Here is a 13198-nt window from a genome sequence, read left to right as displayed (position 1 = left end):
ACATGGAAAATTTTTGGGATATACGTTTTAAAGAAAAAGACTATGCCTATGGCACGTTACCAAACGTGTTTTTTAAGCATGTAATTGATACGTATCATGTTAAAGGGAAGTTATTATTGCCAGCAGAGGGAGAAGGCAGAAATGCGGTTTATGCCGCCAAACAAGGTCTAGAGGTTCATGCTTTTGATACCAGCATTGAGGGTAGAAACAAGGCATTAAAACTGGGCAATCAAAATGAGGTTCATATTAATTATGAGGTTGGGGATTTTTTTAATCTTCAAGTTATGAACAAAAAATTTGATGCTGTGGCACTTATTTTCGCCCATTTTACTCCAGATATTTCTGCTGCGTATTATAAAAAAATAGTAGAACTATTAAAGCCAAACGGGTTGATTATTCTAGAAGGGTTTAGCAAAAACCATATCAAATTTCAACAAGTAAACCCACAAGCTGGTGGACCAAAAAATATTGATATGTTATTTTCAAAAGAAACCATTAAACATGATTTCCCGGATTTTGAAGTTTTAAAACTTGAAGAAGTTGAAACTGAACTCCACGAGGGCAAATACCACAAAGGAACAGCTAGCCTTATTAGATTTATAGGTAGAAAGATATGAATTGTTATAAGTATTTTATTTGGGGTTCTCTGTGTCTATTTTCAGCTTTAATATTACATGGACAAGAAAAAGATATTCCGTTTAGGGTTAATCAGCTTTTTGATTTTAATCAACCACAAACCTTGGGACTTGATTTTGTCAAAGGAATAGAAACATCCACCATTTTTTCTCCTCAAGAAAATGATAATAAGTATAATCATGGGGTGGTGTTATTTCCTTTTAAAGGCATGTTGTATGCACAATGGCAAAGTTCTTCGGTTGATGAGGATGGCAGTGACACCCAAGTATTTTATAGTCGTAGTTTAAATGGAACAGATTGGGAGCAGCCAGTTGCAATGACCCAAAAGTGGAAACAGGGCATAAAAACAAGCGGTGGATGGTGGAGTGATGGTAACACCCTTGTGGCTTATATTTGTGTTTGGCCAGATAAGACCAAAGGATTTAAGGAAGGCTATACCGAGTATATAACATCAATAGATGGGATACATTGGGAAGATTCAAAACAGGTAATGGGCAGTAATGGCCAACCGGTACTTGGAATTATAGAACAAGATGTTCACGCCTTGCCCAATGGCAGACTTATCACAGCATTTCACATGCAACCAGGGTTGATGGTGACACCATATTTTACGGATAACCCACTTGGTATATCTGGTTGGAAAGCTGGGAAAATGGATCATTTAACTTCAAATAACAAATCCATGAGCAGAGAATTGGAGCCCAGTTGGTTTTACAGAAAAGATGGCGCTGTAATTATGGTTTTTAGGGATCAAAACAGTACGTTTAAAAAATTAGCTTCCATTAGTAAAGACAATGGCCTTACATGGACACTACCCGAACTAGTAGATACGCCCGATTCAAGAGCTAAACAAAGTGCGGGAAATTTACCAGATGGAACCGCTTTTATGGTCAATAACCCATCAGGGAATAAAAGCAGGTTTCCGTTGGTTATAACCTTAAGCAAAGACGGGTTTTTATTTGACAAAGCTTACTTATTGCGAAGTGGTGGAAAAGACCTTCAGCCGTTACGGTTTAAAGGACGCTACAAAAGAGCAGGCTACAGTTATCCAAAAAGTGTTATTTGGGGTGATTATCTCTATGTGTCTTATGCAACCAATAAAGAAGACGTACAGTGCACCAAAATACCAATTGATAGTTTATCATATAAAAAGGGAAAATAACGGATAAAATTAGCTATAAAATGATTAAATTTAATGTATGATTCAATCAGTTTAATAGTAAACGGCAATATGTAATTCCTAATGTTATGATAGAACAAATAATGACTACAGAAAAAAATGTATTGGCCATTGAAGTCATTGATGGCTTTACAGAAACAGACGAAAAAATTTGTCAAAAATTTTTTAAGGAAAAATTAGACCAAGGGTTCAAGCAAGTACATATACTGGTAAAATTAGACGAAATGAAAATTGGAAACACCAGTACCAAGGCATTTATGGAAGATATTATATTTGCTTTGAGAAACTATAAAAAAATGGGACATTTGGCCATTGTGGCGCACTCAAAAATATTGAAAGCGTTGGTGCCAATTGATAATCTGTTTTTTCAAAGAGCCAAGGAAGGCCGATTGGAACGCTATTTTGATGTCTCTCAAATGGATGAGGCTATGGCTTTTGTTTCTGAAAAAGCAACTTCAGAGGCATTACATTAAAATAATAAACAGATTTCAAACTTCCTGATACCTGAAACAATTGACTTCATGGTCATTAACCATGCCCGTGGCCTGCATATGGGCATACACAACGGTACTGCCCACAAACTTAAAACCACGTTTTTTTAAGTCTTTGCTCAAAGCATCACTTAAAGGCGTGGTTGCTGGAGCTTCTTTGTAGTGTTTTAAGTTGTTTTTTATGGGTTTGCCATCAACAAATCCCCATATGTAATTACTAAAACTCCCAAACTCTTTTTGTACTTCCATAAAAGCTTGGGCATTGGTTATGGTGGCGTGAATTTTAAGTTTGTTTCTAATGATACCTGCATCTTGTAATAAAGTGTCAATTTTATCCTGTTGGTATCTAGCTATTTTTTTATAATCAAAATTATCAAAGGCGTTTCTGAAGTTTTCGCGCTTGCGTAAAATTGTGATCCAACTTAAACCAGCTTGAAACGTTTCCAGGATGAGAAACTCAAAAAGCGTTTCATCATCATAAACAGGTACGCCCCATTCGGCATCGTGATAGGCTTCATAAAGTGCGTCTCCAACACACCAACCGCATCTGTGTTTTTCCATTTTAGTATTGTAAGTATTTCCATAAAAGTATGACAAATATCATCTAAAAAGAAATAGCAAGATTGTAATTTTGTTTCTTCAAACACAGATATTATGAATACAATTATAAAAGATAGTTTACAGCGTAGTATGTCTTATTCAGCCTACAGAAACTTGGTGAAGCAATTGGTTGCAGAAAAGTCAAATACAGGAATAGAAAAAAATGAAGATTTAGCCAATTATACATTGCTTAATGATAAGCGTATGAACCGTTGGGATAAAACCTTAAAACTGTCTGAAGAAGCGCTAACCAAGTTATTGCAATTCAACGAAAACATATCGTGGTTGGTAATAACAGAAAGCTGGTGTGGTGATGCAGCACATATTGTACCTGTTTTAAATAAAATAGCAGAAGCCATCAATATTAATTTTAGAGTGGTGTTAAGAGATGACAATTTAGAGTTGATGGATATGTTTTTGACAAATGGAGCCAGAGCAGTTCCTAAAATGATCATGACTGACAACTTAACGGGAGACGTTATAAACACTTATGGTCCCAGACCAAATAAGGCTACACAAATGGTTCAAGAATATAAAGCTAAATATGGTGCTATTACACCTGAATTCAAGGAAGATTTGCAAGTTTGGTATAATAAGGACAAAGGGCAAAATATCATACAAGATGTTACAGAAATACTTTGCCAATTAGAGCCTAGTATTTGCCAACAAAGTTAAAAGTAATAGAACCTATTTGGGGTTTTTTGCCTGGACTGGCATTAAATTTTGCTTGTTTGGCGTACTCTAAAGCACTTTCTTTTAAACACTCATTAGAGGATGTTGATGAGGAATTTACGTAGGCATCCGTAACGTTTCCTTGGTCATCTACGGTTACATTTATAACAATTTTACCACCTTGCTCGCATAAATAAATAGGGATTGGCAAGTAATCAGCGGTTCTATCAACCAACGAGTAACTAATAGTACTCTTTCTGTTGTTGGATTCATCCACGTTTTTTTTGGTGCTTTTGTTCAAAAAACTATTCACTTTTGAAAACGAGGAAATTTCTTCATGATTTAAATCTGAAATGTCGTTGTTTGTACTGGATGATTGCTCTGCAATATCCTCGTTTTGGGTGGTTTCCGGTCTTTGGTAATCCTCTGGAGGTGCAATGGGTTTATAGGCTTCAGCAAAAGGCTTGTCCTTTTGTGTCTCGTTATAAGCTTTATTGGTTTCGGCTTTGCTGGCGTTTAATTTATCAATAGCTTCCAGAAGCTTGACTTCTTCTTCGGTAAGTGGTTTTTCTGGCTCTATTTCATAGTAACTTTCTGAAGACAATTCGTTTTGCTGTTTGATGCTCAAATTAAAAACAGAGAGTATTACTGTACCTGTAATAAGGAACGTAAGCAAGAGGGCTTTCTGTTGGTTGTTGAATTGCAAATTCATGAAATTTAGGGCTATCAACTAGCAATTTTCAATGAAATATACGTAAAATTATGATATATGGTTGTTTAGTTGTTTGATAAAGTCATCAATCAAAACGGCATCATCTACATTAAAATTCCCAATTTTTGTGCGTCTTAAAACCGATAAGTGTGACCCAGATTGCAATGCTTTACCAAAATCATGTGCTAAAGACCGAATGTAAGTTCCCTTGCTACAAACAATTCTAAAATCAACATTTAAACCATCAATTTTGGTGATTTCAAATGTTTGTATATGTACTTGTCGCGATTTTATTTCAACCTGTTCACCTGCTCTTGCAAATTGATAGAGTCGCTTCCCATCTTGTTTTAAGGCTGAAAAGACCGGTGGAATTTGTTGGATATCACCTATGAATTGTTTGGTGGTTTCAAAGATTAATTCAGGTGTAATGTGTTGGGTTGGATAGGTCTGGTCAATGTCTGTTTCTAAATCATAAGAAGGCGTTGTGCTTCCTAAAACCAGAGTTCCAGTGTATTCCTTAATTTGCCCTTGAAACGTATCTATTTGTTTGGTCATTTTACCCGTGCAAAGTACTAATAGTCCTGTGGCCAAAGGATCAAGTGTGCCTGCATGACCTACTTTGATTTTTTTAAGGTTAAATGCTTTTTTTATTTCATAGCGCAGTTTATTGACTACTTGAAACGAGGTCCAATGTAATGGTTTGTCTATTAACAAAACCTGCCCTGATTGATAGTCTTCGGCAGTGAGCATTATATGGTTGTTAATGGATAAAGAAAGTAGTGAATAAGTAACAATCCAATGCCTAAAATGATACGGTAATACCCAAATATTTTAAAGCCTTTTTTACTTAAATAATCAATAAAGGATTTTATAGCTAAAAGCGCCACAATAAACGCAATAATATTACCCATGATTAAATAATGTACTTGATTGCTGCTGAGCTGAAAACCTGCTTGGTAGTAATCAAATAATTTTTTGGCAGTTGCTCCAAACATGGTCGGAACCGCTAAGAAAAAGGAAAACTCGGCCGCTGTTTTACGGTTTAGTTTTTGGGTCATGCCGCCAACAATACTGGCGCCACTTCTAGATGTTCCTGGAATCATGGCTAAACACTGAAAGAATCCTATTTTTAAAGCAGTTAGATAACTTATTTTGGTATGGGCTTCAGGATTGTTTTCATCATAAACCTCATTGGCTTTAAACCAATCATCTACCTTCAATAAAATAAAGCCTCCAATAATTAAGGACACAGCCACAACAAGCGGACTTTCCAGTAATTCATCAATCACATCATTTAATAACAAACCAAAAATGACGGCAGGAATAAAAGCCACCAATAATTTGAAGTAGAAATCCAAACTTTGAAAAAAGCGTTTCCAATACAGCACAAGCACTGATAGAATGGCACCCAGTTGTATAACTATTGTAAAGAGTTTGGTAAAATCATCTCCAGCTATTTTCATAAGAGACGAGGCTATAATCATGTGACCAGTTGAAGAAATTGGCAAATACTCTGTAATCCCTTCAATAATTGCTAAAATGATACCTTCAATACTGGTCATTATTCTTTGTCAGGATTCAAAAGGATAGCATAAATCTGGATTCCAAAACCTAGAAGTACTAGCATGGGCGCTAATCGGATTCGTCTCCAACTAAAAATATCGGGGTTAAAAACATTTGGATCGTCACTGCCGCCACCAGACATTAAAATAAAACCAAGTACAATGCAGGCAATACCTATAAACATGAATTTATAGTTTTTCTTTCCAAATACAAACACGCTCTTTGCCGCTTCTTTTCGTTTTTTTTCTCCCATGATATTAATAAAGTATTAGTGCAAATTAACGTAATTATTTAAAAATACATTGTTAAGAGTTTTTTAATTTAATTTTTCTCAACAGCCACAGCTAATAATACAGCTGGTCTGTTTTCAAATTTAAAAACCGTTGGGTTGCAATATGTGTACTGATCCACGTTATGATAATGCCCAACATAAATACAAACACAAATAGCATGGTAATTATTGCCGGATTGCTTAGTAATTGCAGTTCTGGAAATGTTTTATTCAGGTAATACAGTACAATGCCCATACCAATCAGGGCCAAAATGCCTCCAATAATACCTAAACGGACACTTTTCCAAACAAATGGTCTCCTAATAAACTGTTTGGTAGCACCAACCATTTGCATGGTTTTAATGGTAAACCGCTTGGAATACACGGCCAGACGAATGGAGCTGTTTATGAGCAACACAGCTATCAAAGTGAAAATACCACTGATGACCAAAACCCAAAAACTGATTTTCTTAACGTTGTTGTTCATCAAGGTCACCAAATCATTATCGTAATCAACGCTATCAACAAAGTTTTTGCTGAGGGCTTCTTCAGAAATTTTTTCCAATTGTTCAGAAGTCACAAAATCGGCTTTTAAATGGACATCAATACTGTTTTGTAACGGATTGTACCCCACAAAATCCATAAAATCTTCACCGTTTTCAGCTTTCATAAACTCAGCGGCTTGTTCTTTTGAGACATATTCGGTAGATTTCACATAATCAGCCATAGCCAGACTTTTTTCAAGTTGATTGATTTCAACTTCTTTGGCAGTATCTTTCAGGTAAATAGTCAACACAACTTGTTCTTTAAAGTGGTCAGACACTTTTTGGGCGTTTAAAATTAACAAACCCAATAATCCCAATAAAAACAGGACCAAAGCAATACTTAAAACCACTGAAAAATAAGAAGAAATAAGTCGGCGCTTTTGATGATTTTCAAATGATGAACTCATAGTTGTTTACTTAACGATGTAAAAATAATAAAGTATATTTAAACTCTATTTATATAAACTAAAACATATGAACATTGTTGTAATAGGTGCTGGTGGCGTTGGCGGTTATTTTGGTGGCAAATTGGCACAGGCAGGATTTGACGTGACGTTTATAGCACGTGGAAAACATTTGGAAGCCATTAAAAACAAAGGATTACAAGTAAAAAGTATTCTAGGGGATTTTACAGTACATCCTAATGTCACAGATGCTATTCAAGACATAAAAAATCCGGATTTGGTGATTCTTGGTGTGAAATCTTGGCAGGTTACAGAAGTAGCCAAAGTATTGAAATCGGTTATCACTAAAAACACCATGGTGTTACCACTTCAAAACGGTGCTGATAATGCCGATAAATTATTAACTGTGTTGCCAAAGGAAAACGTATTGGCTGGATTGTGTAAAATTGTGAGCAAAGTTGAATTGCCGGGTGTCATTAATCATTTTACCTTTGAACCCGAAATTGTTTTTGGTGAATATGATAACAGTAAATCAGACCGCATAAAACAGCTAAAGAGTGTATTTGATAAAGCCGGTTTTAAAAACACATTATCTGATGATATTCATCTGGATATCTGGAAAAAGTTCTTGTTTATTGGAACCATCAGCGGGATTGGCGCCTTGACCAGAGCTGTTTTTGGAGTTATGCGTGAAACCCCAGGAATCAGAAAAATCATAAAGGATACTGCTCAAGAAATGGTTGCTGTAGCCAATGCCAAAGGCGTTGGATTGACTCAGCAAGATTTAGCTATGATAATAAACGTAATTGACAAATTAGATTACAACACAACGGCCTCTATGCAACGTGACATCATGGAAGGCAAGCCCAGTGAACTGGAAAATTTCAATGGATATATCGTGTCACAAGGTAAGTTGTTAGGTGTTGATACACCAACCAATGCGTTTATCTATCATTGTCTGTTACCGCAAGAAATGAAGGCGAGAAGCTAGTTAATGTGCTTTGGTTTGGGTTTTTTACTCACCAGATATACACCACAAATTACCAGTAAGCAGCTGATTATTTTAACCAAATTAATATCGGATTTGTAGATGGTATCACTGTAAAGAACTGATACAACAGTCACGAGTATGAAACTTACAGCTGGTTGCAAATACACATAACTTCCGGCAACCGATGAGGCGACGTGTTGCAAAGCATAAATATTAAAAAGATAGGTTAAAAAGGTTGTGCCAATAACCACAAAACCAACGCCTAAATAGGTTTGCAGGGTAAATGCTCCAAAGTCAGTATGGATAAGGTCATCTATTCCAAACGGCAACACAAAAATAAATCCAACTAAAAACACCCAGCTTATAACGCTAATCGGATTATATTTAATCATTAGCGGTTTTATTAACACTAGATAAAGCGCATAGAAACACGTATTTCCAAATACCATTAGGTTGCCCAATAATGAACTGGTTCCTTCTGTTTTGTTGCCATACCAAACCAATAAAAAAGCGCCCAGACCTCCAATGGTTATGCCCATTAACTTATAATTAGTGATCCGCTCCTTTAAGATAAACGCACTAAAAATTAATACCATAACCGGAATAGATGTACTGATGATAGATGCATCAATAGGGGAGGTTAAACTCAGCCCGTGAAAAAACAATAACATATTGACGGCTGCACCCAAAAGGCCACAAAGAATAATGCGCAGATAATCAGTTTTATCTATGCTTTCCCTAACGAAAAGTTTGATCATCCAGAATAAAAAACCAGCACCAATAAGCCTAATAACCACAAGAGCAGAAGGGCTAATTTTATCGGGCATCACTCCTTTTGCAATCATAAAATTAGCGCCGTAAATCAGGTTGGCGCCAAGTAATGCCAGATGTGCTTTAAATTTATTTTTTTCCAAATGGGTTGTTTCAATGTATCTGCGAAAGTAGAGATTTTACATTGAATTTTTTATTTTTCAAGCGAAATGAGTATCTGCTTAATTTCTTTTTCAGCATGGTTATAGCCAATTTCATAAGCCTTATCAATTCCTTTTGATTCAAACGTTCCTATTTTATCAATTTCTTGTGGTAAAAAAACATAATTACATAAATTGAATTTTTTTACATTATTTGCTTCCAAACCAAGATGATACACCCGATGCATCAATTTTAAGGACGTGTTAATATCTGATTCTTGAACAGCTGTTATTGGATTGACAAAACCGCCAATAATTTTTTTAACATGATTCTTTTTAAGAGGTTCTACTGGAAAATTGTTTAAAATACCACCATCAGAATAAAAGTTGTCATTGATTTTTAAAGGTGAAAATATAGGCGGTAAGGCACATGAAGCAATCAATGGTTTTATTAATTCGCCTTTGTTAAAATATTCTAATTTACCGGTCAATAAATTTGTGGCTGTTGTGGTTAACGGATATTTTAATTTTTCAAATGAATTTTCAACAAAAAATTTCTTAAAAAACTTTTCGTATTTCTCACTGTCTAAAATTCCGGGCTTATGTCGTGCGTACAACGAAAAGGCTAAAATGGGTGTATGCTTAAAAAACTTAAGCATGTCATCTGTGTCATACCCTGCAGCATATAACGCACTAACCAGAGCACCTGCACTGGTTCCAGAAACCTGTGTTGGAACAATACCGTTTTCCAATAAAACTTGTATCAAACCAACATACGCAATAGCCCGTACACCGCCGCCAGATAGTACTAAGCCAATTTCGTCATTCATAAGAAATTAATAATAACTTAAAATAAAGGTACAATTATAAATAAATACCCCCAAGTAATTGAAATTGCTTTTAGTTTTTTCTTTTTAAACCGTAACTTTGCGCTTTTAAATTCCGTCATTACGAGGGGTGAAACTAGCTTGTACTGAGCGTAGTGGAAGTATGGTAATCTTTTGAAATGAACAGATTGCCTTCCTTTGTTCGCAATGACGTTAATATTTATACCATAGGATGAAATACAATTTCAACGAGATAGAGGCCAAGTGGCAAAAATATTGGGCAGACAACCAAACGTTTAAAGCAGAAAACAACTCAGAAAAACCTAAGTTTTATGTGTTGGACATGTTTCCGTATCCAAGTGGTGCGGGATTACATGTTGGGCATCCGCTTGGGTATATAGCGTCTGATATTTATGCGCGCTACAAACGTCATAAAGGGTTTAATGTATTGCACCCACAAGGCTATGATAGTTTTGGGTTGCCTGCGGAACAATATGCCATTCAAACAGGACAACATCCTGCATTGACAACCGAAGAAAACATCAAGACCTATCGCCGTCAGTTGGACCAGATTGGATTTTCGTTTGATTGGAGCAGAGAAGTACGAACTAGCGACCCTAGTTATTACAAATGGACACAGTGGATTTTTATTCAATTGTTCAATTCGTGGTACAATAATGACAGTGATAAAGCGGAAGATATTTCAGAACTGATAAAAATATTTGCTTCGGAAGGTAACGCAAACGTGCATGCGGTTTGTGATGATGATATAGAAGTCTTTTCTGCTGAAGCATGGAATGGTTTTGATTCGGTAAAACAACAAGAAATTTTACTAAAATACAGACTGACCTATTTAGCCGAAACCGAAGTGAACTGGTGTCCGGCTTTAGGAACCGTGTTGGCCAATGATGAAATCGTGAATGGCGTCTCCGAACGAGGTGGCCATCCGGTCATTAGAAAAAAAATGACTCAATGGAGCATGCGTATTTCGGCCTATGCCGAACGCTTATTGCAAGGTTTGGACAAAATAGATTGGACCGATTCTTTAAAGGAAAGCCAACGCAACTGGATTGGAAAATCGGTTGGAGCCTCAGTCTCGTTCAACGTCATTGCAAGCGAAGCGAAGCAATCTCATGTTATAGAAGTGTTTACTACTCGTCCAGACACCATTTTCGGTGTTAGTTTTATGACCTTGGCACCAGAACACGAATTGGTATCAAAAATAACCACACCAGAACAAAAAGCTGAAGTTGAAGCCTATGTTGAAGCCACTGCCAAACGCAGTGAGCGCGACAGAATGGCCGATGTAAAAACCATTACGGGAGCGTTTACGGGCGCCTATGTGGAGCATCCGTTTACCAAAGAACCCATTCCCGTTTGGATTGGTGATTATGTGTTGGCCGGCTACGGAACCGGTGCCGTGATGTCTGTGCCTTGTGGCGACCAACGGGATTATGATTTTGCCAAGCATTTCAACATCCCCATTCCCAATATTTTTGAAGGTGTTGATATTTCTGAGGAAGCCTTTGCCGATAAAGAGAAAACCATCATTGCCAACAGTGATTTCCTAAACGGCTTGAGTTATAAAGAAGCCACTAAAAAAATCATTGAAGAGCTGGAGAAAATCGGTCAAGGTCAAGGCAAGACCAATTACCGTTTGCGCGACGCCGTGTTTAGCCGTCAGCGATATTGGGGTGAGCCATTCCCAGTGTATTATGTCAATGGCATGCCACAAATGATTGATGAAAAGCATTTGCCAATTACCTTACCAGAAGTTGTAAAATACTTACCCACCGAAACCGGTGAACCACCATTGGGCAACGCTACAAAGTGGGCGTGGTGTACCGAAACCAATACGGTGGTAGATAATGACAAGATAGACCATAAAACGGTCTTTCCGTTGGAGTTGAATACCATGCCAGGTTGGGCAGGCAGTTCGCAGTACTTTAACCGGTATATGGATCCGCACAATGATAATGAGATTTTCTCACAAGACGCCATTAATTATTGGCAGCAAGTGGATTTATATATTGGCGGAAGCGAGCATGCAACCGGACATTTGTTGTACTCTCGTTTTTGGCAAAAGTTTATGTTTGACAAAGGTTTGGTGCCGTATGATGAGTTTGCCAAAAAATTGATTAACCAAGGGATGATTTTGGGGACGAGTGCTTTTGTTGTTAGGCTGGAACTAGGCTTTACTATTCAATATCAAGACTATGATAATTTAGTAATTGAAAAAGTAGAAGAGTTAGAAGGTAAAATTCAAAATTGTTTAAAAGGATACTTTGTTTCAAATGGATATTTTGATAAAAACATTTATGAGATAGAAAAATTATGGAAAAGTATTGATGCTAAAATAAAAAGACTGCTTGATAATGCAGAAATTGAGGTAAAGGATTTGAATTATTCAATTGGCAGTGGTAAACAATATATTCATGCAGATGTTTCATTTGTAAATGCTTCGGATGAATTAGATATTGAAGCTTTTAAGAATTGGCGACCAGAATTTAAAGACGCTGAATTTATTTGCGAAGAAGATGGAACGTTTAAAGTAAAACGTGAAGTCGAAAAAATGTCCAAATCCAAATACAACGTCGTCAATCCAGACCAGATTTGTGAACAATATGGTGCGGACAGTTTACGCTTGTATGAAATGTTCCTTGGCCCATTAGAGCAATACAAACCTTGGAACACCGCTGGTATTACAGGTGTGCACAGTTTCCTTAAAAAACTCTGGAAATTGTATGTTGATGACAATGGCTTGAGAGTAACCAATGCAGAACCAAGTAAAGACAGTTTAAAAACGCTACATAAAACCATTAAAAAAGTAGAAGAGGATATTGAGCATTTTTCTTTCAACACATCGGTATCAACCTTTATGATTGCCGTTAACGAATTAACCGCTCAACAATGCGCGTCTAAAGATATTCTAGAACCACTGTTGGTTTTAATTTCGCCGTATGCACCGCATATCGCTGAAGAATTATGGAGTCAGCTAGGTCATAACCAATCCATTGCAACGGCGCCATTCCCAATATTTGATGAAAGCTATTTGGTAGAAAGCACAAAAAACTATCCTATTTCATTCAACGGAAAAACGCGTTTTACCTTAGAATTACCATTGGATTTGGGAAAAGATGAGATAGAGAAAACCGTATTGGCACATGACAAAACCCAAGAACAGTTGCAAGGCAGAACACCTAAAAAAGTCATTGTGGTTCCGGGTAAAATTGTCAATATTGTTGGCTAATGTCAGTTCGAGTGAAATTCTTGTAAAGAATTTTGTATCGAGAACTTTTGGAAACAGACTTCTCGATACAATTTTCTTCGAAAACCACTCGAAGTGACAAAAAAGGAGGTATTCATTAAGACAAAAGCGATGGTATCTAGTCATT

General features: G+C 36.6%; 14 protein-coding genes. 6 read left to right on the top strand and 8 right to left on the bottom strand.

The window, feature by feature from the left end; translation table 11 throughout:
* Positions 1-2 precede the first annotated feature (2 nt).
* From IEW94_RS08455 to IEW94_RS08445, 3 genes are all read left to right on the top strand, one after another.
* Positions 3-617: a class I SAM-dependent methyltransferase gene (locus IEW94_RS08455; RefSeq protein WP_188651955.1), complete on the top strand. Its 615-nt coding sequence runs from the start codon at positions 3-5 to the stop codon at positions 615-617.
* Positions 614-1798, top strand: coding sequence for a sialidase family protein (locus IEW94_RS08450; protein ID WP_188651953.1), 1185 nt, complete (start codon positions 614-616; stop codon positions 1796-1798). Before IEW94_RS08455 ends, IEW94_RS08450 begins: the two co-directional genes overlap by 4 nt.
* An 86-nt stretch (positions 1799-1884) precedes the next feature.
* Entirely contained in the window at positions 1885-2289 is a 405-nt protein-coding gene (locus IEW94_RS08445; RefSeq protein ID WP_188651951.1) for a SpoIIAA family protein, read from the top strand.
* 15 nt (positions 2290-2304) lie between these two features.
* On the opposite strand, the gene IEW94_RS08440 is transcribed toward IEW94_RS08445, so the two are convergent.
* Positions 2305-2868: a DNA-3-methyladenine glycosylase I gene (locus IEW94_RS08440; protein ID WP_188651950.1), complete on the bottom strand. Its 564-nt coding sequence runs from the start codon at positions 2866-2868 to the stop codon at positions 2305-2307.
* A gap of 93 nt (positions 2869-2961) precedes the next feature.
* Here IEW94_RS08440 and IEW94_RS08435 point away from each other — a divergent pair, with 93 nt between their 5' ends.
* Positions 2962-3582, top strand: coding sequence for a thioredoxin family protein (locus IEW94_RS08435; protein ID WP_188651948.1), 621 nt, complete (start codon positions 2962-2964; stop codon positions 3580-3582).
* Here the strand turns inward: IEW94_RS08435 and IEW94_RS08430 are convergent.
* The 5 genes from IEW94_RS08430 to IEW94_RS08410 form a co-directional block, all read right to left on the bottom strand.
* Entirely contained in the window at positions 3560-4291 is a 732-nt protein-coding gene (locus tag IEW94_RS08430; protein ID WP_188651946.1) for a TonB family protein, read from the bottom strand. The genes IEW94_RS08435 and IEW94_RS08430 overlap by 23 nt on opposite strands.
* Positions 4292-4339: 48 nt before the next feature.
* Positions 4340-5041, bottom strand: coding sequence for a tRNA pseudouridine(55) synthase TruB (gene truB / locus IEW94_RS08425; protein ID WP_188651944.1), 702 nt, complete (start codon positions 5039-5041; stop codon positions 4340-4342).
* On the bottom strand, positions 5041-5853 hold the full coding sequence (locus IEW94_RS08420) for an undecaprenyl-diphosphate phosphatase (RefSeq protein ID WP_188651942.1): 813 nt from the start codon (positions 5851-5853) through the stop codon (positions 5041-5043). Before IEW94_RS08420 ends, truB begins: the two co-directional genes overlap by 1 nt.
* The gene (locus tag IEW94_RS08415; protein WP_188651940.1) at positions 5853-6107 is read right to left on the bottom strand and encodes a DUF3098 domain-containing protein; all 255 of its coding nucleotides are present in this window, start codon (positions 6105-6107) and stop codon (positions 5853-5855) included. Before IEW94_RS08415 ends, IEW94_RS08420 begins: the two co-directional genes overlap by 1 nt.
* A 91-nt stretch (positions 6108-6198) precedes the next feature.
* The gene (locus IEW94_RS08410; protein WP_188651938.1) at positions 6199-7077 is read right to left on the bottom strand and encodes a cell division protein FtsX; all 879 of its coding nucleotides are present in this window, start codon (positions 7075-7077) and stop codon (positions 6199-6201) included.
* 67 nt (positions 7078-7144) lie between these two features.
* Between IEW94_RS08410 and IEW94_RS08405 the strand changes: the two genes are divergently transcribed.
* Positions 7145-8065, top strand: a complete 921-nt coding sequence (locus IEW94_RS08405; RefSeq protein ID WP_188651936.1) for a ketopantoate reductase family protein — start codon at positions 7145-7147, stop codon at positions 8063-8065.
* Here the strand turns inward: IEW94_RS08405 and IEW94_RS08400 are convergent.
* The gene (locus tag IEW94_RS08400; protein ID WP_188651934.1) at positions 8062-8979 is read right to left on the bottom strand and encodes a DMT family transporter; all 918 of its coding nucleotides are present in this window, start codon (positions 8977-8979) and stop codon (positions 8062-8064) included. The genes IEW94_RS08405 and IEW94_RS08400 overlap by 4 nt on opposite strands.
* A 50-nt stretch (positions 8980-9029) precedes the next feature.
* Positions 9030-9806, bottom strand: coding sequence for a patatin-like phospholipase family protein (locus IEW94_RS08395; protein WP_188651932.1), 777 nt, complete (start codon positions 9804-9806; stop codon positions 9030-9032).
* Between the two features lie 229 nt (positions 9807-10035).
* Between IEW94_RS08395 and IEW94_RS08390 the strand changes: the two genes are divergently transcribed.
* The gene (locus IEW94_RS08390; protein ID WP_188651930.1) at positions 10036-13053 is read left to right on the top strand and encodes a leucine--tRNA ligase; all 3018 of its coding nucleotides are present in this window, start codon (positions 10036-10038) and stop codon (positions 13051-13053) included.
* The last annotated feature ends 145 nt before the right edge of the window (positions 13054-13198 follow it).

This window comes from Yeosuana aromativorans (assembly GCF_014646655.1).
Lineage (GTDB): Bacteria > Bacteroidota > Bacteroidia > Flavobacteriales > Flavobacteriaceae > Yeosuana > Yeosuana aromativorans.
Note: the sequence above shows the minus strand (reverse complement) of the source record. Positions and strands in the feature narration are given on the sequence as shown.